This is a genomic window from Chitinophaga sp. CB10 (assembly GCA_001870995.2).
Classification (GTDB): Bacteria; Bacteroidota; Bacteroidia; order Chitinophagales; family Chitinophagaceae; genus Chitinophaga.
This window is the reverse complement of sequence record MLAV02000003.1, coordinates 236,574-259,024: the sequence shown is the minus strand read 5'-3', so window position 1 is coordinate 259,024 and position 22,451 is coordinate 236,574. Positions and strand designations below refer to the sequence as shown.

Genomic DNA, 22,451 nt, shown 5'->3' with positions numbered 1-22,451 from the left:
TTGTCCTGGACTAGGGTCTGTATGCTTATGATGCTAGGTATCTGTCCACGTATTGATATCCGACCTGGCACGGTTCAATAGTGTTTTTAATTGGTTAATAATTGGAACCAGGATACAGGTGCGTGCGGACAATACAAAGAAGGCCATTCCTATGCATACAAAATCAAAAAAATGATCCCTTGTACAGGGCATAAAATGATCCCTTATAATATATTAAAGCCCGGACCAGGAATCCATCTTTGATTAAAGACTCCCTTTAGCGCCTACTTCATCATATCAACCCGAAGGGACACACACCGATATTCCTCCTCCTCCAAACCTCCACTCCCATTTGTCACCGTTTCCTCCCATTTCTATGTTCCACGTGGAACATCCCATTTTCTAACCACAATCTCCCTACTTCTATGTAATTTTGCACTTTCAATTTTAATATGTTTCCTTCATACGATATAATAGTTGTAGGTGCAGGGCACGCAGGTTGTGAAGCGGCTGCTGCTGCTGCCAATATGGGTTCAAAGGTACTCCTGGTGACCATGAACATGCAGACCATCGCACAGATGAGCTGTAACCCTGCTATGGGAGGTATCGCCAAAGGGCAGATTGTACGTGAAATCGATGCGCTGGGTGGTTATTCCGGTATCATTACGGACCAATCCATGATACAGTTCCGCATGCTGAACCGTTCTAAAGGTCCTGCTATGTGGAGCCCAAGAACACAGAATGACCGCATGCTCTTCGCGGCAAAGTGGAGAGAAGCCCTGGAAAAAACGCCTAATGTGGACTTCTACCAGGACATGGTAAAAGGACTGCTCGTAAAAGATGGCAGATGCTATGGCGTGGTTACCGGCCTCGGACATGAAATCAAAGCCAAAGCAGTGGTACTAACAAATGGTACCTTCCTCAATGGCGTTATCCATATAGGTGAAAAACAATTCGGCGGTGGCCGCGTTGCCGAAAAAGCCGCAACAGGTATTACCGAACAACTGGTATCCCTGGGCTTTGAAAGCGACCGCCTTAAAACCGGAACGCCTCCAAGAATCGATGGCCGCAGCCTCGATTATTCCAAAATGGAAGAGCAGAAAGGGGATGATGAAATCACCGGATTCTCCTACCTCAACATCCCTAAAATTAAACCCGAGCAGCAACGTAGCTGCTGGATCACTTATACCAGCGAGGCTGTACATGATATGCTCCGTACCGGGTTCGACAGGTCGCCCATGTTCCAGGGACGCATCCAGGGAACCGGGCCCCGCTACTGCCCAAGTATCGAGGACAAAATCAATCGCTTCGCAGAAAGAGAAAGGCATCAGCTGTTCGTAGAACCGGAAGGATGGGATACGGTGGAAATTTATGTAAATGGTTTCTCCACCTCCCTGCCGGAAGATGTACAAATGAAAGCGCTGCGTATGGTGCCAGGTTTCGAAAACGTCCGGATGTTCCGCCCGGGATATGCGATTGAGTACGATTATTTCCCGCCTACCCAGCTGCAGTTCTCCCTCGAAACCAAACAGGTGCAAAACCTGTTTTTCGCCGGACAAATAAACGGTACCACCGGCTACGAGGAAGCTGCCTGCCAGGGATTAATGGCTGGCATCAACGCACACCTGAAAGCTACTGAACAGGACCCGTTTGTACTGAAAAGAAGCGAAGCATACATCGGTGTACTCATCGATGACCTGATCAATAAAGGCACGGAAGAGCCTTACCGTATGTTCACTTCCAGGGCCGAATTCCGTACCCTGCTGCGCCAGGATAATGCGGACCTCCGGCTCACGGAAAGAAGCTACAAAATGGGCCTGGCCTCCGAAGAAAGAATGGCCAGGGTACAACAGAAAAAAGATGGCGTGGAAAAAATCAAATCCATCCTCAAGGAACTCTCTGTTGAACCGGCAGAAATCGACGGATTACTGCAATCCAAGTCCTCTGCGCCATTGACGCAAAAACAAAAGGCTCACCAAATATTACTCCGCCCGGGACTCGATATTTTCTCCATGAAAAACGAAGTGCCTAAAATCGCGAAAGCGCTCGAAGGCTTCGATAACGAAATCCTCGAAGAAGCAGAAATCCAGGTGAAGTACGAAGTGTATATCGAAAAAGAAAATGAACTGGTGCAAAAAATGAGTCAGCTCGAAGACCTGGTCATCCCGGATTCATTCGACTACGGAAAACTGGTTTCACTTTCCGCAGAGGCAAAACAGAAATTCAATAAAATCCGCCCACGCACGCTCGGACAAGCCAGCCGGATCAGCGGCGTAAATCCAAGCGATGTACAAATCCTCATGGTGTACATGGGCAGATAATCCTGACATAGCAAAATCATAATATAAAAGGTAACCGGTTAAAAAGCGGTTACCTTTTTTTATGCCCCAAAAGTTTTTTAATACCCAAAGGTTTTATCCCCTGAGTTTTTTTGCTCAAATTTTTTTGCTCAATTTTTTGGTGGAACCTTTACGCTCAACTTTTACGCTCAACTTTTTCCCTCAAACTTTTTGGTCAAACTTTTCGCTCAAACATTTTTACCCGAAACTTTTTACCCGCACTTTTATGCCCCAAACACAAAAAAATTAGTCTGAATGCCCGAAAAACGGCTCTCAGAAACAGGGTAAATTTCGAAGATCGGTTTCAGATTGAGGGTTTGTGTTCAAAAAGGGGTGTAGTGTCTAAAACGGGCTAAAAATGCGAAATTTGGGTGCAGGATTAATTTTTTGTAAAAAGCAACCCCTTTTAATTTTTGCTCGTATCTAATTAACGAAAGATCCGGAATATTGATCAGCTTACTGCCGGCATAAAAGATATTCGTGCACGATTCATCGATTAATGAGCTCATTGCTGGTTGCTGCAAAAAAAATCGCAGCAGCCAGGAAGCACTGTACCGAAATTTTTTCGGCTATGCTATGAGCATTGCTATGCGTTATGCACACCAAAGAGAAGAAGCGATCGAAATACTCAACGATGCATTTCTGAAAGTATTTCAGCATATCCAGACTTTCGATACCAACCGTTCCTTTAAATCCTGGCTCGCTAAAATCATCGTCAATACCGCGATCGACTACCTGAGGAAACAAAAGAAAATAGCCTTTACTGAAGAAATATCCACGGGAGTAGAACTCAGTATAGCAGACAGTATAGTAGATAAACTCAGTTACAACGAACTATTGCAGCTCGTACAGGCCCTGCCGCCTGCTTACCGGACTGTATTCAACCTGTATGTAATGGATGGTTATCAACACCAGGAAATAGCGCACATGCTTGGCATCTCTGAAGGAACATCTAAATCCAATCTGTTCAAAGCAAAAAAAATATTGAAGGAAAGAATACTGAACATAGCCAGTACCCCCAAAATAGACGGTATTGGCGCTGATATATCCCTGTTTAACAATGAATGACAACTTCGAAAATAGTATCCGTAAAAAGCTGCAGGAAGCTGATTTTCCGTTTGACCAGGACGCCTGGAATCAAATGGAAAACTTGCTGAATAAAGACAAAGACGATGATAAACCACCGCTATGGTGGTGGGTCATCCTGCCATTATGCGCGATCACTATCGCAGTCGTTTTCCTGTTATCCCAACCAGCCGAAGAACGTAAAAGACGTATCGTGGCATTACCGAAAGTAAGCGACTCAGCGCAGGTTTCAGACCAGCCGGCTGCTGCGCTTGCTGAAAATAACCCGGTACCGGTTATCGCCCAAAAAACGACAACCGCATCGCCTGACATCCATACTAAAAATCAAATTCATCCGGGCATTTTTTCAACTAACAATCACCCGGAAAAGTCTACTAGTACAAATAATTTCACACAACAAAGTGAAACTAACAATCATTCAAAAAACTCAATAAATACAAACACTTTCACACAACAAAGTGAAACTGACAATCATTCAAAAAACTCAATAAATACAAACACTTTCACACAACAAAGTGAAACTAACAATCATTCAAAAAACTCCATAAATACAAACACTTTCACACAACAAAATTCAACTAACAATCATTCAAAAATCACCACTGATCCAAACACTTTCACCCCTCAAAATCCCACCGAAAATATTGCAATGGGTTTAACGGAACCCGTTTCATCAGGTACTAACGTTCACGGGCATACGAAAATAGATGATACGGTGGAATTACCGGTAAAATCAGGCATCGCGGCATTAGACATCTCCCCCCAACCCAAAACAAAAAAATCATTTAACAGATTGTATGTTGGCTTGTCTGCCGGCCCTGATTACAACGTGGCCGCATCTTTCAAATATGCGCGACTGGGATTTAATGCCGGCGTAGTTTTACACTACTACTTCAAACCGAAATGGTTCGTATCCGCCGGCGTTACCTACAGTAAAAAATTGTATGGCGCCACACCGCAGGACTATAGCGGAACTACCAGCAGCTACCTCAAAAAAATAGACGCCAATTGCAACGTGCTCGAAGTGCCGCTCAACCTCAACTACGCGTTCGTTAAAAAGAAAAATTTCAGCATCAGCGCTACCGCCGGCGCCAGCAGCTATTTCATGCTGAAGGAAAAATATAATTACAGATACGCCAACCCCAGCTACGATAAGGAAAAGGTGATCAACAATGAAAATAAACACTACCTGGCCGTAATGAACCTGGGCGCATTGTACCAACAACCGGTCGGTAACAGGCTCATTCTTGGCGTGCAACCATACGCAAAAATTCCACTTTCCGGGGTGGGAGCAGGACAAGTGAAATTATATTCCTCCGGCATCACCTTACAGCTCACCCTCACCGGCCGCAAAAAGTAATACCCGGCTAAAATCCGCTACCATTGCGGGCCATGAACAAAGGCCCGGCTATATTGTTATTTTTTAAGAGAGGAACTATGCCAACAGGCATGAAAATATTACTGTTTCTAAAAAATTACTGATATGGCTAACAAGAAAAATAATCCGCCTAAAAACACAGATGCCGGCAAAAACAAGAAAAATAAGGAACAGGAAGAGTTTCCGGGATACCCGCAATACCCTGCCAGTGAAGATATTATGAACCGCGGCAACCGCGAAAATGAAGTTGACCTGGACATGGATGAAGTAACCCGCTCTTTCCGGCATAACAGTGAATTACCGCCTCAAAAAGCGCAAAAACAACCTAAGGGCGATGAGCAGGAAGAAACCTGGCGTGATGATAAAGTAGGGGACGACCTGGATGTACCCGGGTCCGATTTAGACGATGAGGAAGAGGCCATTGGCAGCGAAGATGAAGAGAATAACATCTACAGCATCGGGGGCGACCGGCACGAAGACCTCGAAGAAACCAACGATGACCTGCTCGAAGATGAGGACGATTTTGAAGATGAAAAATATTAGCGCTAGAGTAGCGGCGCCAACAGTCTGCACGTACTGTCCAGGAAGCGTTTCATGGTATTTCTTCTGTTCCAGCGCGTTTCCTGGACAGGCGAGGCATACAGCAGATCCTCGTCGAACACGCGATTCAATTTAGCTGCCACGGCTTCGTCATAGATCAGGGCGCCGATTTCACAATTCAGGTAAAAGCTCCTGTTGTCCAGGTTGACAGAACTCACCCACGAAAGATTATCATCTATCACCATCGTCTTTGCATGGATAAATCCCCTTGTATAAAAATATACCTTAACACCCGCTTCCAGCAAGGGTTTCATATACGATAACGCCGCGTGTTGCACAATGAAGGAATCCCCCTTGTAAGGCAGGATCAGCTCCACCTGCTTGCCGGCCAGGGCGGCCAGTTGCAGCGCCGATAGAATCTGATCGGTAGGGATAAAATACGGATTCGTAATGCGGATGCGCCTTTGCGCGAGATTGATCGCCATTACAATGGTGTTCATAGACATGGGCCAGTCGGAATCCGGGGCACTGGCCACAATATCCGTAAAGCAGGTATCCCGCATGACGGAGCGTTGGAAATACGGATATTCAAATGAAAATACCTTTTTGCTCACATAGCGGTAACTCATCAAAAACTGCAGCTGTAGCATGTTTACGGCATCTCCTACAATTTTTAAATGCGTATCTCTCCAAAACAGCTGATGCTTGCCATTGTTGAGATAACGGTCGTCCAGGTTGATACCGCCCACGAAGCCGGTAGTGCCGTCCACCACAATAATTTTCCGGTGATTGCGGTAGTTGGCGTTTACATAAAAGTTGATGAGGACAGGGGAGAAGACGTACACTTCGGCGCCATGTTCCTTCAATATTTTCGGAATCTTACCGATATGATTGGAGCCCATATCATCATAAATCAGGCGAACGATCACGCCTTGCTGCAGTTTTTCCAGCAGGATGTCCTGAAGCTCCCTGCCTACCTCATCGTCCGTTATGATGTAATATTCAATGTGGATATGATGTTTGGCGGCACGCAGGGCAGTAAATACTTCCGGGAATTTTTCCTCTCCGTTTACGAGTACTTTTATTTCATTGTTTTTGGTGAGAATGGACTGTTTTGTATTCAGCAGCATTGCGGACAATTCCTGCTTCTTGCCCTGTTCCTGCCGGAGCTCAAACTGCATACGCTGCAATTCCGCCCGTTGGGAGTGCATGTAACTTTCGAACAACACTTCATCTTTACTGCCCTTGAGCGTAAAGCGCCTTTTCTTCCGGAAATCGCGGCCGAGATAGTAATAAATGATCAGCCCCAATACCGGCACAAACACCAGCAGCAGGATATATGCAATTGCTTTAACGGGGTTCCTGTTTTCCAGCAGAATAGTAAACACCACACCCACGAGGGAGAGGGTAAGTAAAATAGTGCTTCCCAGCTTCAGATATGGATGCCAGTTAAATCCGTAGATGAAAGAATAAAGTTGCTGCATATATTTTTTATAGGCTATGAAGATACAAAACCCATTATTTATAACAGTTTCGCGCTGGTTATGTTGTATGGGCGCTATATACGCAAACATCCCGGTCCAGCGGGCCGGGATGTTTGCTTCAGTGTACGCTTCACCGTTAGAGGGCGGTTACTTCCAGCACATTACTGGTAAGTGCGGTGGCGCGCGGAACGAGGTTTAAGCCTACGTTCATCAGGAAATCCCCGCTGTAGGACTGGTTCAGTTTCAGGCTGCTGCCGGTACCCGGGAAGAGGTTAATTTCCTTCACGGTATATTGTTGTTTAGGGTCGAGGCCCTGTAATTTCACATTGGCGAAAATTTCTTTGCGGCGCACATTCATGAGGTAGTTAAATACGACGGCTTTCTTCTTGTCCGGCGCTACGTACTGGAATACGGCCCTATCCTCATCGTACGGGGAAATGATGCGATAGAGGTCGCCGTACCAGATGATATCACGTAAACGGTTATACGTTTTTACGGCTTCCTGGCTGAACTGCATTTCTTTATCCGTGAATGCATCCACTTTGATATCGTACCCCAGCTTGCCCATCATAGCCACGTCCGTTCTGAATTTCAGGGATTGTTTGCCCCAGTTGGTCACGTGTGCGGCCATGGTGATGGAAGGGAAGAAGTGGCTGTAGCCGTATTGGATATAGATGCGCTCGAGGCCGTCCGTGTTATCGCTTGGCCAGAATTCGGTAAAGTATTTCATAGCGCCGTAATCCGTGCGGCCGCCGCCACCGGAGCAAAGCATGATTGGCAGATGCGGGTATTTAGCCCTTACGCGGTCCATTACTTTATAGAAGCCGCGTACGAAATCCACAAACAGCTGGGACTGATTTTCTTTCAGGTAAGGGCTGTAGGTATTCGTCATCATGCGGTTGCAGTCCCATTTGATATAGGCGATGCCGGGATTATCGGACAGCGTTTTATCTACAATGCCGAATACAAAGTCCTGTACGGCAGGGTTGGTAAGGTCCAGCACGAGCTGGTTGCGGTAGTAATGTTCGCTGCGGTTAGGCAGGCGCAGGATCCAGTCCGGATGCTTGCTGTAAAGTTCGCTCTTGGGGTTCACCATTTCCGGTTCCAGCCAGATACCGAATTTCACGCCTTGTTTTTCCGCGGCTTTCACCAGGTAGCCAAGTCCGTCAGGAAGTTTGGTTTTGTTGGGCTCCCAGTCGCCGAGGCCGGCATTGTCCGCATTGCGCGGGTATTTATTGGCAAACCAGCCATCGTCCAGGAGGAAGAGATCCACGCCCAGTTTGGCGGCGCCGCCGAATAATTCCGTGAGTCGTTCCTGGTTGAAGTCCATACCGGTAGCTTCCCAGTTGTTGAGCAGCGTGAGGCGCGGCGTTTGCCCGTCCAGGATGCCGTATTTAATTGCCCAGTGGTGGAAGTTGCGGCTGGCAGCGCCTTTCCCGGTACCGGACCAGGTGAAGATGAATGCCGGCGTGGTGAATACTTCTTTAGGCTGCAGGAGGTAGTCGGAGGCGTAAGGGTTGATGCCGGCGTTGATATGCAAGGCGTTGAGCTGGTCTACTTCAAAGGCGAAGCGGAAGTTGCCCGTCCATGCGAGGGTACCGGCGAGTACTTCGCCGCTGTTTTCTGTAACGGCTTTATCGAAGGAGAGCAGGAACATGGGGGACATGTACATGTTTGCGCGGCTGCCGAGCTTACTGTCCAGTATTTTCATGCCGGGGGTAAGCGGTTGTTCTTCCATTTTCGCTTCGCTGGCCCAGTCGCCATGGAATTGGGTGAGGTAATATTTTTCTGCGTTGAAATGCAGCATGGCGCTGGAGTAATCGGTCATGCGCAGGGCTTTCTTTTCCTGGTGTTTGATTTCCGTCCAGGCTTTCACTACGTCTTCGTTATAAAAGCTTTCAAAGTGGAGTATAACGTCTACCGGATATACGGGATCTTTCAGGGAGATGGTGGTATGCGTAACGTTATCGTCCTGTTTGGTGACGTTATGGGAAACGTAGCGGAGTTCCAGGGATGGATTGCCATCGTTGTGCACCATGCGGATGGCGGGTTCCAGCAAGCTTTCGAGTCCGGCGGTTACATATGCTTCCTGGCCGGAGCGGTTAAGTGTATCGGCGTTTTCGGGTTGCAGTTTAGCACCGAGGTATTGTTGGATCAGCCGGCCCTGGTTGTTCGTGGAATAGAGCAGGCTCATGTTGCGGGTGGCAATGCGTATGAGTTGTCGTTGTGCAAAGCTGCTGCCTGAAATCAGTATCAGCACCAGGATGAGTAGTTTCTTCATGTGTATTTTTTTCTAACGGGAGATTATAAGCGTACAAAATACAAATAAAAGCAGCCGGTAGGTGAATTGCTGATAGATTATTATCATAATCCCGGTGAGAATTAAGAAAATCTATGAAAAATCTACTTTTTGTATAAAAGAAGAGTTTGTTAACAAGTAGTAAACAATTTGCTTTTTCAGAAGGTGTTAATTGCGAAAATCAACCTTTAAAACATGTTTGTTACCCAGCAAAAGCTATTTGCGTTGATAAGTATGCCGCATAGTGGCGTATATGATACAGCACACAGAATTTTCCAACGATCCAGTTTTTTCCCTTTTAAAGGGCCTATCCGGTGCCGGGGCTTTGGGGAGGAGCTGTTTGCGGTGTTGAATGTGCATAACTACAGGTTATCAACGGGGGCTTATCTGAAGGAGCTGCGGCGTTTCCTGCGGCGCCATGGCGGCAAGCCGGTACACCTGGTGGTTAACCTGGTATTGTACCGGGAGGGATCGCACGCGATTGACGACATTATCCGCGAGTTAAACCGGGCGGGTCTGGATATTCATTACCTGGTAACGCGAAGCAATTTTGTGAACAGGGAGGTATTGGGGGAGGAGGCATTACAGGCATTGCAGGCGCTGATAAAGCAGGGGGCGATGCATGTGAACGACACTTTGGTGATGGGGTCGAGGGTGCGGTTGGAGCAGCGGGCGGAGGAGTTGCGGGAGGAGATCAGGAAGGTGTTGTTGCTGCCGTCGGGGGACGCACAGAAAACGCATTAGGAGGCTTACAGGCGGTTATTTTTCTGCCCGGGTATAACGTATATCCGGGAGGTGGAAATGTTTTATTTATCGGGCGCTTTTGGTCTGCTGGCGTGGACAGGTTTAAGAGCGCCGGCGGTGGAGGACCATGACTTCCAGGTGTGAACCGGGAGGCGGGGGAGTATTGTGTGATGAGTTTAGGATAGGCGGCGGCTGTTATAGCGAATAACACGCACGCCAACAGGCCTGCGAAAACCGGTTATTTGTTGGCCCATCCTGCGCCGCTACTGTGCTGTTTAAATAAAGGGAGTTAAATTTTTTTTTAGGGGGAAAGAAATAGCCCTGCACGGATCAATGCCCCGGCCAAACAACAACTCATCTCCACCACCTGCCGTATATTGAAAATTCCACACTAACGCATTGCCACTTCCGGAAAACGAAAAAGGCCATCTTTCGATGACCTTTTCTGGTGGTGTGAGGCGGGATCGAACCGCCGACACAAGGATTTTCAGTCCTTTGCTCTACCAACTGAGCTACCGCACCATCATTTTTTTTGTGTCCATCTCGTGTGATGGGATTGCAAAAGTACAATAAAAATTGATTTCGCAAAATTTTTTTTCAAAAAGTTATAAAAAAACTTTTTCATCGAGAATGGCAGACCATAACTGATGCCTCCAAATCAGCGACTGCTGCGCGTATTGAGCAGCTTCATTCCATAGCTGCGCATCGCCGCCGCAAAGTTCCTGCACCATTTGCATCGCTAATTGACTGTGATGATCACCGTCTACTTCGATATGTCTTTCCAGGTAATAAATAAAAGTGCTGAGCTTACCGGGGAACTTTTGATCCAGGTCTTTTACCAATGCATAAAACATATCCGGGATCAGGTCCTCCCTGCCGAAAGTAAAGACGGCAGCCATTATATGCGGCTTCCTGGAAGCGATGACATCAAACGTAAAGCGGAGAAAACCTTTCACGCCTTCAGGCAGTTCCGCCTCTGCAATACTGTCTTTAATGCTTTTGCCGGCCTGTATAGCGCGGATTAAGCCCTTTATGGGCGCGGTATCCGCACCGGCCTGCTCCATCGCTTTTTCGTACAGCTCGAAGTGGCTGCAGCGGTTGCCATCCATGTCCACGTCGCTTTCCTCACCGGTAACGATTTCATTGATGAGGTAACGGGTGGCTGCGCTGCCTTTCGGCACCCAGGGCACGTCCACACAGGTGAGTTGTTGCTGCAGGCCTTTCAGCAGCGACATGAAATCCCATACTGCAAATACATGGTATTGCATGAACGTGCGCACATCATCCAGTGTCTGCAATTGCGCATAAAGGGGGTGAGTAACTACCTGCGCACGGGCAGGAGCTATGGTTTCCTGAATTTGTTGTATGCTCATAAGAAGGTTTAGATGTTGCCCTTTTACCAGGCTATTAGTTCCCGTACTCTACCAGGAATTTAATACGCATCAGTTTCAGCTGTTCCAGGGTGTAATCGCTTTCAATCAGCTCCTCGCGGGCGAGTGCCAGACTGGAAGTTTCACAGCCTTTGAAGTATTCCATGATCTCGTCCTGTGCATAATCGTCCAGCTCTTCGTCCAGGCAATAATCCACATTCAGTTTGGTACCGCTGGCCACGATGGTTTCCATCTCATCCAGCAGTTTCGGAATAGTCAGCTCTTTATTTTTGGCAATGGTTTCCAGCGGGATCTTTTTATCGATGTTCTGAATGATAAATACTTTCAGGCCGCTTTTATTCACCACGCTTTTCATGACGAAATCATCCGGTTTGGTGATATCGTTTTCTTCTACGTATTTGGCGATAACGTCAACGAATTTCTTTCCGTAGCGCATCGCTTTACCCTTGCTCACGCCCTGGATTTTTTCCAGTTCCTGAACGGTGGTAGGATATTGGGTAGCCATGTCTTCCAGGGAGGTTTCCAGGAAGATCACAAATGGCGGGAGATTTCTTTCTTTTGCTACTTTCTTGCGGAGGTCTTTCAGCAGTTCGAAAAGAACCGGGTCTGCGGAAGCCTGCTGCGCAGTCGCTTCTTCTTCGTCTTCCCCGTGCTCGTCGTCGAACTGGTGATTGAGCGCCACCATGATGGAATAAGGCTTCTTCAGGAATTTCTTGCCTTTGTCTGTTACTTTCAGCAGGCCATACTCTTCAATATCCTTCTCAATCAGTCCTTCCAGCATCATCTGGCGCAGGAGGGAGTTCCAGAAGTGCGCGTCAAATTCTTTTCCTTCCCCGAAGATTTCCAGCTGATCATGGCGATAGGTGGTAATCTGCGGACTGGTTTTACCGGTGATAATGTTTACCACGTATTCGGTGCCGAAGCGTTCTTCCAGCGCCTGGATAGCTTTTAAAGCAATCACAACGCGGTTTTTCACTTCGATCTTCTCCTTAGGATTACGGCAGTTATCGCACTGGCCGCAGTTTTCGGTGTCGTATTGTTCACCAAAGTAGTGCAGGATCACTTTGCGGCGGCATACGGCGCTTTCAGCGTAGGCCACGGTTTCGTTGATCAGCTGTGCGCCCATTTCGCGCTCGCTCAGCGGCTTATCGCGCATGAGGTGTTCCAGCTTCTGCACATCCTGGTGGGAGTAGAAGCAGATGCAGTTGCCTTCGAGGCCATCGCGGCCGGCGCGCCCCGTTTCCTGGTAATAGTTTTCCAGGCTCTTCGGGATGTTGTAGTGGATCACAAAACGAACATCCGGCTTATCGATACCCATACCGAAAGCAATGGTGGCAACAATTACCTCCACGTCCTCGTGCAGGAACATATCCTGGCGCTGCGCCCTGGTTGCAGGGTCCAGGCCGGCATGATAAGCAACCGCCTTGATGTTATTGGCGACCAGCATATCGGCCAGTTCTTCCGTGGTTTTGCGGTTCAGGGTGTAAATGATACCGCTCTTACCCTTATGCTGGTGGATGTATTTTACAATTTCCTTGATGGTAGCGTCTTTCTTCTTTTTCTGCCGGATCTCATAGTAGAGGTTAGGACGGTTAAAGGAAGAAATATAAATGTTCGGTGATTTAAGACCGAGGTTTTTTACAATATCACTCTGCACTTTAGGTGTGGCAGTAGCGGTAAGCGCTATAATAGGCAGCTTATCGGATATCTGTTCGATCATTTCCTTCAGGCGGCGGTATTCCGGTCTGAAGTCATGCCCCCATTCAGATATACAATGCGCTTCATCCACCGCGATGAATGAGATCTGCAGGTCCCTGAAAAAGTCCAGATTTTCCTGTTTGGTAAGCGTTTCCGGCGCCACATACAGCATCTTGGTTTTACCGGAAAGCAGGTCGGTCCGTACTTTCTTGATCTGGGCCTTGGAAAGGGTTGAGTTTAGAAAATGCGCCACGTTATCCTTACTGCTATAACCACGAACCAGGTCTACCTGGTTTTTCATTAAAGCGATAAGGGGAGAAACAATGAGTGCGCAACCGGGACTCATCAGAGCCGGTAACTGGTAACATAACGACTTACCTCCACCGGTTGGCATGATCACAAATGTATCTTTGCCAGACAGGATGCTTTTTATTATGATTTCCTGATTTCCTTTAAAGGAATCGAACCCGAAATGTTCGCGTAATGCATCCATCAAACTTTCCTTAACAACAGCCATTGCATTTCATTTTATACGGTAAACTCTAAAGAACTAACAAATGACAAATTTAGTTTATATGTTTTTTAGGGGACACGAAGTTACTTAAAAAAGTGCGGACGGGCAATATTAAATAAGTAGAGTTCCCTCGCTGGGTAAAAAATGATAAATTTGTAAATCGTCATGAAAAGGAATTTAACTATAGATATAGGTCAGGTTGCCAAACGCACAATAGCAGTGGAAGCATCAGCTATCAATGATTTGCAGCAGTTTATAGATGCAGATTTTGAAAAGGTGGTGGAATTGATTGCCAACTGCACCGGTCGCCTGGTGGTAACAGGTATCGGAAAAAGCGCAATTATTGGCCAAAAAATAGTTGCAACCCTCAACTCGACGGGCACCCCGGCGCTCTTTATGCACGCTGCGGACGCCATTCACGGGGACCTTGGCATGATCCGCCAGGAGGATATCGTACTCTGTATCTCCAAAAGCGGCACTTCCGCCGAAATAAAAGTACTCGTCCCGCTTGTAAAAAATTTTGGTAACGTATTGATTGCCATGGTGGGCAACACCAGTTCTTTCCTGGCTACGGAAGCAGATTATGTGCTGAATACCACCGTTGCCCAGGAAGCCTGCCCCAATAACCTGGCGCCTACCACCAGCACTACCGCACAGCTGGTCATGGGCGATGCCCTGGCAGTATGCCTGATCGAATGGCACGGTTTTACCGCTTCTGATTTTGCCAAATTCCACCCGGGTGGAGCATTAGGAAAAAAACTGTATCTCAAGGTGCAGGACCTGTGCAAATTGCACGAAGCGCCTAAGGTGCTGTTAACCAGCTCTTTAAGAGATGTGATAGTAGAGATTTCTTCCAAAATGCTGGGCGTAACGGCCGTGCTGGATAACGACGGAAAGCTCTGCGGTATCATTACCGATGGGGATTTGCGGAGAATGCTGGAGAAAAATGTACACACTGAAGCCGTTACCGCACAGGATATTATGTCCAGGAATCCTAAAACCATTCAACAGGATGAACTGGCCATCAACGCCCTGGAAATGATGCGCAACCATGATATCACCCAGCTGCTGGCCATGGATGGCGACAGGTACTGTGGTATCATACATTTACATGATTTAATCAGAGAAGGAATTATATAAAATGACACAACTAAACAGCCACTTTTACGTGGCAATAATGGCAGGTGGCATTGGAAGTCGTTTTTGGCCCCATAGTCGCACTGATAATCCCAAGCAGTTCCTCGACATCCTCAATACGGGGAAAACGCTGTTGCAGTGGACTTATGAGCGGTTTGCCCAATTTATTCCGAAAGGAAATATTTATGTAGTTACGCACCATCAATATACCGGCAAAGTAGCAGAGCAATTACCTGAACTGCCGGTAGACAATATTGTAAGCGAGCCTTCCCGGAAGAATACCGCACCCTGTGTGGCCTATATCTCCCATAAAATAAATAAACAGGACCCCGAGGCCAATATCATCTGCGCGCCCGCTGATCACCTGATCATGGATTCCACGGCCTTTACCAACGCCTGCCTGAACGCATTGCTGTTTGTGCAAAAGCACAGCGCCCTGCTCACGCTTGGTATCAAGCCTACCCGCCCTGACACCGGCTACGGCTATATCCAGTACGAGCCGCAGCAGGTGGCCGACGATGTGTACCAGGTAAAAACTTTCACCGAAAAGCCTAACCTGGAACTGGCTAAAACATTCATTCAAAGCGGGGATTTCCTCTGGAATGCCGGCATCTTTCTCTGGAATGTAAAAACCATTCTCGCTGCATTTAAGAAATACCTGCCTGAAATAGATGAACTTTTTGAGGCAAGTATCCCTTATCTCAACACCGCAGAAGAAAAAGAAGCCATAGAAAAAGTTTATCCGCAATGCACCAACATCTCCATAGATTACGGTATCATGGAGAAAGCGGATAACGTATATGTCATCCCTTCCAACTTTGGCTGGAGCGACCTCGGCACATGGGCTTCCGCCTATGAGAATATTGAGAAGGACTACCTTGGCAACGCCGTACAGGGAAAGAATGTTGTCGTAATCGACGCTACCAAATGTATGGTTAAGGTCCCTAACGAAAAGCTGGTATTGCTGCAAGGCCTGGATGAAATGATCGTGATCGATACGCCGGATGTGTTGCTGATCGCTAAAAAGGATCACGAGCAGCAGATCAAGGAATATGTGGCAGAAATCAAAAGAAACAAAGGCGAAAAGTATTTATAAGCGCATACTATGTCTAAGCTGCCCAACGTAGGCACCACCATCTTTTCCGTCATGTCGGCCCTGGCCGCGGAACACAAAGCCATCAACCTCTCACAGGGGTTTCCTGATTTTGACTGCAGCGAGGAGCTGAAAGCATTTGTAAACGAAGCCATGCAACAGGGCCATAACCAATATGCGCCCATGCCCGGCCTCCTGCAACTGCGCAATGCCATTGCCGCGAAAGTAGAACGCCTCTACCAGCAAAAGATAGATCCGGAAACGGAGATTACCATTACTCCCGGTGGCACTTACGCGATCTTCACCGCTATTGCTGCGTATATCCGTCCGGGTGATGAAGTGATCATCTTTGAACCTGCGTACGACAGCTATATTCCCAACGTGCTGGTTAATGGCGGAAAGCCGGTATTGATCCCGCTTTCCTTCCCGGATTACCGCATCAACTGGGAAGAGGTACGGCGTAAGATCACGCCTAAAACCCGCATGATTATGGTGAATACGCCCCATAATCCTACCGGCAGCATATTACAGGAAAACGATATTGCCGAACTGGAAAAACTCGTCGCTGAATTTGACCTGCTTGTTTTATCGGACGAAGTATATGAACACCTGGTTTATGACGGCGCCTTACACCACAGTATCCTGCGTTATCCGAATATCTTCCGCAATAGTTTCGTGACGTTCTCCTTCGGCAAAGTGTTTCATAACACGGGCTGGAAAATGGGGTATTGCATTGCGCCCCCGCATCTGATGCAGGAGTACAGGAAAGTGCACCAGTATCTTTGCTTTTCAGTCAATACACCGATGCAGTACGGGCTCGCCAGGTTTTTGGAAACGCCTGCCCACTACCTGGAATTACCGGCGTTCTACCAACAGAAAAGAGATTACTTCCTGGCGTTGATGCGCGACACGCGTTTTACGCCGTTACCCAGCCAGGGCAGCTACTTCCAGCTGATGAAGTACGACAGGATATCTGATGAAGGAGATAAAGCATTCGCCACACGCATTACCCGCGAGTTTGGCGTGGCCGCTATTCCGGTATCCGCCTTTTATGAAAACGGCAAGGACGACCATGTGGTAAGATTCTGCTTTGCAAAAAAGAACGAAACCCTGGAAGCTGCCGCAGCGCGTTTGGCAAAGATCTAAACTGATTATAAAACGAAAAGGAGGCTGTTAATAACCTACCGGACAATCACCCCTAAAAAGATTATCCGGACCGGTTAATAACGCCTCCTTTCTTATTTGAACACAGACATTCCCTGGATATAAAAGGCAGTGTGGATTATACCGCTACTGCTTCATTTTCAAGTTTTCCTTCCAGGATCAGGGTATGATCCATAAAGTTCACCAGGCCGGTTTCCACATCATAGGAAGCACCGATAATACCGATTTCACCTTTGAGGATCATTTCGCGCAGGATAACGCTTTGTTCCATGATAGCCTGTACGGAACGCTCCACGTGAATCCTGGAAACAGCTTCCACGAATTCAGGGTTGTGGGAATTCCTTTCTCCCTTCACGTCCTTTACGGCAAATACTGCCGGGGTGATTTTACCCAGCAAAGCGGTCAGGTTACCCAGTTCCACCGCATCGCAGGCGCCCTTGATAGCGCCGCATTTGGTGTGGCCCAGCACTACGATGAATTTGGAGCCTGCTACCTTGCAGGCATATTCCAGGCTGCCCAGCACATTTTCAGAGATAACGTTACCTGCCAGGCGGATACTGAAGATATCGCCCAGGCCCTGATCGAAGATCAGCTCCGCGGATGTGCGGGAGTCCATGCAGCTTACGATTGCCGCCATCGGCCACTGGCCGTTGGAAGTTTCATTCATCATCTGCAGCAGGTTACGGTTGATACGCAGGTTTTCCACAAAACGGAGGTTACCGGCTTTGAGTAATTCCAGTGCCTGTTGCGGAGTAATTTTTGCCTGTGCTTCTTTATTGAGTGTTTTCATTTTTTTCACGTTTAATCTGTTAGTTAATAATGAATGATGAAGGGCATGGCTTCCGTGTTTTCTCCTATCATCATTATGCATCTTTAGTTCAGTTGTAATTCCTTCAGTAAGTCGTTATGATTACCTGACGCAATCGTGTGTACGTGGCCGTTAGTAATGCGGGCCTGTTGTTCGCTGGTCAGGGAAGGGCTGTTCTGAATTTTGTACACCTCCTTGAATCCTGTCAGTACCACATGTATATTTTTCTGCGGCGCTTTGATCTCTTTGAACTCCCTGATGGTCTGCAATACATCGTAATCGATATAGGCCGTCTTATTGGCGTCGATGATCACAGTGGTATTGGCAGGCAGGTGGTCCAGGGTGAGCAGGATGCTGGCTTTGTTGAGGAAGGATACTTCCTGCGCCAGTTCGAGCCTGATGCTGTCGCCGGACTGGTATTTCTCTTTTCTGAAATAGTAAGAGCTTTTCATGTTTCCGCGCAGGATAGCCAGCACGCTTACGGCCATACCCAGGGCAATACCGATCAGCAGGTCAGTAAATACGATAGCCACTACGGTTACCACGAAAGGCACCCATTGGTATTTACCGTTTTTGAACATTTCCCTGAAGATGGAAATCTTACAGAGCTTATAACCAGTTACCAGCAATACTGCAGCGAGGGTGGCCAGCGGGATCATATTCAGGAAAGGGGCAATCAGCGCGGTACATACCAGCAGTAATACCCCGTGCGTCATGGTGGACAGCTTGGTGCGGCCGCCGGCATTGATGTTGGCGCTGGAGCGCACAATTACTGAAGTAATGGGCAGGCCGCCAATCAAACCGCTCACAATGTTCCCGATACCCTGGGCTTTCAGCTCCCGGTTAGGAGAGGTGTGGCGTTTCAGCGGGTCCAGCTTGTCAGTGGCTTCCACGTTCAGCAGGGTTTCTACGGATGCAACAATTGCTACAGTTGCTGCGGTGATCCATACCTCCTTATTGGTGATAGCGGAAAAATCCGGGAAAGTAAACTGTGCGATAAAATCGTTGAAACTTTCCGGTACCGGCAATCTTACCAGGTGGTTGTCGCCCAATGCCAGCACGGCGCTACCGGAAAAGGCCATGTTCAGCAGGATACCTGCAATTACGGCCACCAGTGGCGCCGGCACGACGCTGACTTTGGGTACTTTGCTCCAATACAGAATAATAAAAATTGAAACGATGGTTATAATGGTAGCCCCAAGGCTGATATGGTTTAAGGCAGCAAACAGTGTGTTTTCCGCATCTATGAATTCATAGGTGCTTTCACTGCTTTTATCGTATCCAAAAGCATACGGCAGCTGTTTCATGATAATGATGATACCGATGGCCGTCAGCATACCCGTGATCACGTTGGACGGGAAGTAGTTGGCCACGGTTCCGGCTTTCAGCAGGCCGAAGGCCAGCTGTATGGCGCCGGCAATCACCACACTTAACAGGAAGATGTCAAAAGCCCCCAGTTTCGTAATGGCCGCCAGTACTACGGCAGTCAAACCGGCTGCTGGTCCGCTCACACTAAGATTGGAACCACTGAAAAAGCCGATCACGATACCGCCGATGATACCGGCAATCATACCGGAAAAGAGGGGAGCGCCCGATGCCAGGGCTATACCCAGGCAGAGCGGTACAGCAATAAGGAATACCACAAGACCTGCGGAGAGGTCGCCTTTTATATTCGAAAAGATGGAAGTCTGTTTGTTCATGGCATTAGATTTTTCACTTTAGGGATCGAGCTTCCGGATAGCAGCACACGCAGTACTGCAACCGTGGAAGTGTACCTACAGGAATAATGAGCTACATGGAACGGACACAACGCCCGGGTATGCACACAGGTACGGTAACGCCGTACAGGTATGGACACAGGTTGTCCGCGTAGCGACAAATAAGCGTTAAATAAAAACTAATTGATTAGGACTGTACGTTAGCGTGCTTGTACAGTAATGTTGTACTATGTATTAAGATCAGGCAGAGATGCCGTTCGGAGGGGGGCAGTGTATCTCCTGGGAAGGACTACTTGGAATATCCTCGTTGGACAGGAAGCGATTGAGCGTTAATTCGAGTAACGGATTCCCTCGTAAGAGGTCATCCGCATGATGGCAGAACTTGAGTTCCTTGGCGAGTTTTAAATGGTCGCCACCTTCAACCGGATGTTCTTCGACAATCTGGTTATTGAACAGTATTTTTCCCACCTCCTTTATCGGGAGGAATTGAGACACCATCAGTGCCAGCAGAAATATACCTATAACCCTTTTCATCTCGAAATCTTGAATGGAAGAAATTAATGACAATTTGCAACCATCGCGTCGTCAATACATGTGTTTACGTCCGATACAAATGTAAATTAGCTAGTTGAGAAATAATATCACCCGCTAATTAAAAAAATGTTAAAGCGTTTTAACAGATTTTCATCCCTATCATATTACCGCTCATCCTAATTTTTCGGATTAACATAAAATAGCATATTTGGCTGTAAATCGAATACCAGTAAGGATTTATCCATTTTATGTGGGTAATATTTATAGCAAGTTATTTTGTTTTCTATGGTATTGTGTATTGCATAGTAGTGTAAAAGTCGTATGTTTGTATCGTAAAGTTGAAAATAGCTGTTACAACTAACCACCATTAACAAAATAAAAGCTCACTTGCCATGAACATCGACAACACACAATCACAGATGAGAAAGGGCGTGCTGGAGTTTTGCATCTTGTCCATTATCAAGCAGGGAGAAGCTTATCCATCTGATATAATAGAAAAGATGAAAGAAGCTAAACTGGATATACTGGAAGGCACCTTATATCCATTGCTGACAAGACTCAAAAACGCGGAATTGCTTACATACCGCTGGGTAGAGAGCAGCTCCGGGCCTCCCCGCAAATATTTTTCCATGACCGAAAAAGGAGAAGTCTTCTATAAGGAATTGGAAAGCACCTGGAACGAACTGGCCAACGCCGTTCACCAGCTGACACAAAACAGTAGTACCATTTAATCAACCTTTTACCTAAGACCTAAACCCAAAAAAAATGAAAAAGATTATTAACATAAACCTGTCCGGCAGACTGATTCCCATCGAGGATAGCGCCTACGAGGTACTTCGCCAGTACCTGGACAGCCTTAAGCGCTATTTTGCGAAAGAGGAAGGTGGCGACGAGATCGTGACGGACATTGAAGCCCGTATTGCCGAACTGTTCAACGATAAATTGAAAAATGGCGCCCATTGCATCACCGACGCGGATGTGGAAGCGGTAAAGCTCTCCATGGGTACGCCGGAGCAGTTTGATGACGAAGCGCCTAAAGACCAGCAGCAGGCCTTTACCGGCGCTGACTACAAAGACCGTCCGCGTAAGCGCTTCTACCGCGATCCGGAAGATAAAGTGGTGAGCGGTGTATGCGGTGGCCTCGGCGCTTACTTCAACATAGACCCCGTGGTATTCCGTATCATCTTCACCCTCCTGGTACTGGGCTCCTTTGGCGCCGCCGCCATCGTGTACATCGTGCTGTGGATTTCCGCTCCCTATGCGGAAACCGCAGCCGAAAAGCTGGAAATGAGGGGGGAGCGGGTAGACCTTAATAATATCCGTACCACCGTGCAGGAAGAAATGCATAACGTAAAAAACCAGTTTGCCAAAGCGGGAAATGATATTAGAAATTTTTCTCAGGGCCGCGGAAGGCAAATAGGTAACGATGTGGAAAGGTTCTTCCTGAGCTTTTTCAGGGGTTTGGGAAAGGTAATCGTAGCTATCACCAAAAGCTTCTTTATCTTCTTTGCAGTGGTGATCCTGTTCTGCCTGATTGTAGCAGGTATTGCCCTCATCGTTTCTTCCGCGGCCATTCTTCCTTTGCAGCACCTCGTCTTCGCTAATACGACACAGGTGGTGATGTTCTGGGGTAGCGCAGGGTTGCTCCTCGGTATCCCGGTACTGGCCCTGGTGATCTTCCTGGTGCGCAAGGCTACCGGCGCCCGGCAGTCCGCCCGCTTCATAGCGCCCACCCTCGCATTCCTCTGGATCATAGGATTGGTAACCGCAGCCGGCCTGGCCTCTTCCTTCGTAAAAGCGTTGCGCAGAAGCACCATGACTACGGAAGTCTTTAACGTAGCCCAGCCAAAAAGCGGAAAGCTCCTCGTAAAAGTGGCAGACAAGGATTATATCTACCATGAGGATGAAGACGTAGAATTCGGCATCTTCGACGAAGATGTACGCATCACGGGCGATACCACGGTGATCAACGACATCCGCATCCGCCTGGAAAAAAGTAATACGGACAGCTTCCAGGTGGAAGTGATCCGCTACGCCAAAGGCCGCACCACCGCTGAAGCCAGGATCAATGCGGAAAGCATCGCCTTCCAGTTGTCCCAGCAGGATTCCATCCTCTACATCCCACGGGGCTTTGGCCTCCGGGAGGGCTCCCGCTACCGCGTACAACGGGTAATTGTTGTGATCAAAGTACCTAAAGGCAAAAGCCTGGATGTGGACAACGAAGTGTACCGCGTCTTCTCCTTCAGGTCGCACAGCAAGTACGACGACGATTACTTCCAGGACCGCATATGGCACGATGAAGACGGCCGCAGCTCACTGGAAGTTGCCCCGGACGGTGAAATCAGGGAAAAGGATAAACCCCTCCCTGCCAATAAAGATTCATTAGAAACCAACTATAAATATCACAGCAGTTTTAACATTGCTTTGCCAGCCCCAAATTCCGAATCGGAGCCTGCTTAATGGCTTCGCCAAATCAATCAGGTAATCTTACTCAATTGATTGTAAGAGTGTTATAAATTAAACTATCGGCCATGCTGTCACATTA

Annotated in this window: 17 protein-coding genes and 1 tRNA gene; 10 read left to right on the top strand and 8 right to left on the bottom strand. The window is 47.7% G+C overall.

Features of this window, described 5'->3' with window-relative positions:
- Positions 1-431 precede the first annotated feature (431 nt).
- The 4 genes from mnmG to BOC67_RS06495 all read left to right on the top strand — a co-directional run bounded on the left by mnmG (position 432) and on the right by BOC67_RS06495 (position 5,325).
- A complete protein-coding gene (gene mnmG / locus BOC67_RS06510; RefSeq protein ID WP_291908462.1) occupies positions 432-2,300 on the top strand; it encodes a tRNA uridine-5-carboxymethylaminomethyl(34) synthesis enzyme MnmG in 1,869 nt (622 codons plus the stop codon).
- Between the two features lie 498 nt (positions 2,301-2,798).
- Positions 2,799-3,386 (top strand): RNA polymerase sigma factor, encoded by a 588-nt coding sequence (locus BOC67_RS06505; protein ID WP_291908461.1) that lies wholly within the window; start codon positions 2,799-2,801, stop codon positions 3,384-3,386.
- A 667-nt stretch (positions 3,387-4,053) separates the two neighbouring features.
- Positions 4,054-4,764, top strand: coding sequence for a porin family protein (locus BOC67_RS06500; RefSeq protein WP_291908460.1), 711 nt, complete (start codon positions 4,054-4,056; stop codon positions 4,762-4,764).
- A gap of 123 nt (positions 4,765-4,887) precedes the next feature.
- Positions 4,888-5,325 carry a hypothetical protein gene (locus BOC67_RS06495; RefSeq protein WP_291908459.1) on the top strand — a complete coding sequence of 146 codons (438 nt, stop codon included), beginning with the start codon at positions 4,888-4,890 and terminating at the stop codon, positions 5,323-5,325.
- 2 nt (positions 5,326-5,327) lie between these two features.
- Here the strand turns inward: BOC67_RS06495 and cls are convergent, their stop codons facing one another.
- Positions 5,328-6,806, bottom strand: a complete 1,479-nt coding sequence (cls, locus tag BOC67_RS06490) for a cardiolipin synthase (RefSeq protein ID WP_291908458.1) — start codon at positions 6,804-6,806, stop codon at positions 5,328-5,330.
- A 136-nt stretch (positions 6,807-6,942) separates the two neighbouring features.
- Positions 6,943-9,087, bottom strand: coding sequence for an alpha-galactosidase (locus BOC67_RS06485; protein WP_291908457.1), 2,145 nt, complete (start codon positions 9,085-9,087; stop codon positions 6,943-6,945).
- A gap of 213 nt (positions 9,088-9,300) precedes the next feature.
- On the opposite strand from BOC67_RS06485, the gene BOC67_RS06480 reads away from it, so the two are divergent.
- Entirely contained in the window at positions 9,301-9,849 is a 549-nt protein-coding gene (locus BOC67_RS06480) for a hypothetical protein (RefSeq protein WP_291908456.1), read from the top strand.
- Positions 9,850-10,295: 446 nt separating this feature from the next.
- Here the strand turns inward: BOC67_RS06480 and BOC67_RS06475 are convergent.
- The 3 genes from BOC67_RS06475 to recQ form a co-directional block, all read right to left on the bottom strand.
- Positions 10,296-10,371: transfer RNA gene (locus BOC67_RS06475), tRNA-Phe, on the bottom strand.
- 83 nt (positions 10,372-10,454) lie between these two features.
- The gene (locus tag BOC67_RS06470; protein ID WP_291908455.1) at positions 10,455-11,222 is read right to left on the bottom strand and encodes a DUF3050 domain-containing protein; all 768 of its coding nucleotides are present in this window, start codon (positions 11,220-11,222) and stop codon (positions 10,455-10,457) included.
- A 34-nt stretch (positions 11,223-11,256) separates the two neighbouring features.
- Positions 11,257-13,455, bottom strand: a complete 2,199-nt coding sequence (gene recQ / locus BOC67_RS06465; RefSeq protein ID WP_291908454.1) for a DNA helicase RecQ — start codon at positions 13,453-13,455, stop codon at positions 11,257-11,259.
- A 162-nt stretch (positions 13,456-13,617) separates the two neighbouring features.
- On the opposite strand from recQ, the gene BOC67_RS06460 reads away from it, so the two are divergent.
- Genes BOC67_RS06460 through BOC67_RS06450 form a run of 3 tightly spaced genes read left to right on the top strand, consistent with a single transcriptional unit; the run spans position 13,618 to position 16,828 of the window.
- Complete coding sequence (locus BOC67_RS06460; RefSeq protein WP_291908453.1) at positions 13,618-14,592, top strand: KpsF/GutQ family sugar-phosphate isomerase; 975 nt, start codon at positions 13,618-13,620, stop codon at positions 14,590-14,592.
- A gap of 1 nt (position 14,593) precedes the next feature.
- Positions 14,594-15,685 (top strand): mannose-1-phosphate guanylyltransferase, encoded by a 1,092-nt coding sequence (locus BOC67_RS06455; RefSeq protein ID WP_291908452.1) that lies wholly within the window; start codon positions 14,594-14,596, stop codon positions 15,683-15,685.
- A 9-nt stretch (positions 15,686-15,694) separates the two neighbouring features.
- The gene (locus BOC67_RS06450; protein WP_291908450.1) at positions 15,695-16,828 is read left to right on the top strand and encodes a methionine aminotransferase; all 1,134 of its coding nucleotides are present in this window, start codon (positions 15,695-15,697) and stop codon (positions 16,826-16,828) included.
- 136 nt (positions 16,829-16,964) lie between these two features.
- Here the strand turns inward: BOC67_RS06450 and BOC67_RS06445 are convergent, their stop codons facing one another.
- The 3 genes from BOC67_RS06445 to BOC67_RS06435 form a co-directional block, all read right to left on the bottom strand.
- Positions 16,965-17,636: a carbonic anhydrase family protein gene (locus tag BOC67_RS06445; protein ID WP_291908449.1), complete on the bottom strand. Its 672-nt coding sequence runs from the start codon at positions 17,634-17,636 to the stop codon at positions 16,965-16,967.
- Between the two features lie 83 nt (positions 17,637-17,719).
- Positions 17,720-19,354 (bottom strand): SulP family inorganic anion transporter, encoded by a 1,635-nt coding sequence (locus BOC67_RS06440; RefSeq protein ID WP_291908448.1) that lies wholly within the window; start codon positions 19,352-19,354, stop codon positions 17,720-17,722.
- Between the two features lie 258 nt (positions 19,355-19,612).
- Positions 19,613-19,906 carry a hypothetical protein gene (locus BOC67_RS06435; RefSeq protein WP_291908447.1) on the bottom strand — a complete coding sequence of 98 codons (294 nt, stop codon included), beginning with the start codon at positions 19,904-19,906 and terminating at the stop codon, positions 19,613-19,615.
- A 392-nt stretch (positions 19,907-20,298) separates the two neighbouring features.
- Here BOC67_RS06435 and BOC67_RS06430 point away from each other — a divergent pair, with 392 nt between their 5' ends.
- Both BOC67_RS06430 and BOC67_RS06425 read left to right on the top strand, forming a co-directional pair.
- Complete coding sequence (locus BOC67_RS06430; RefSeq protein WP_291908446.1) at positions 20,299-20,637, top strand: PadR family transcriptional regulator; 339 nt, start codon at positions 20,299-20,301, stop codon at positions 20,635-20,637.
- 34 nt (positions 20,638-20,671) lie between these two features.
- Entirely contained in the window at positions 20,672-22,366 is a 1,695-nt protein-coding gene (locus tag BOC67_RS06425; protein WP_291908445.1) for a PspC domain-containing protein, read from the top strand.
- Positions 22,367-22,451 lie beyond the last annotated feature (85 nt).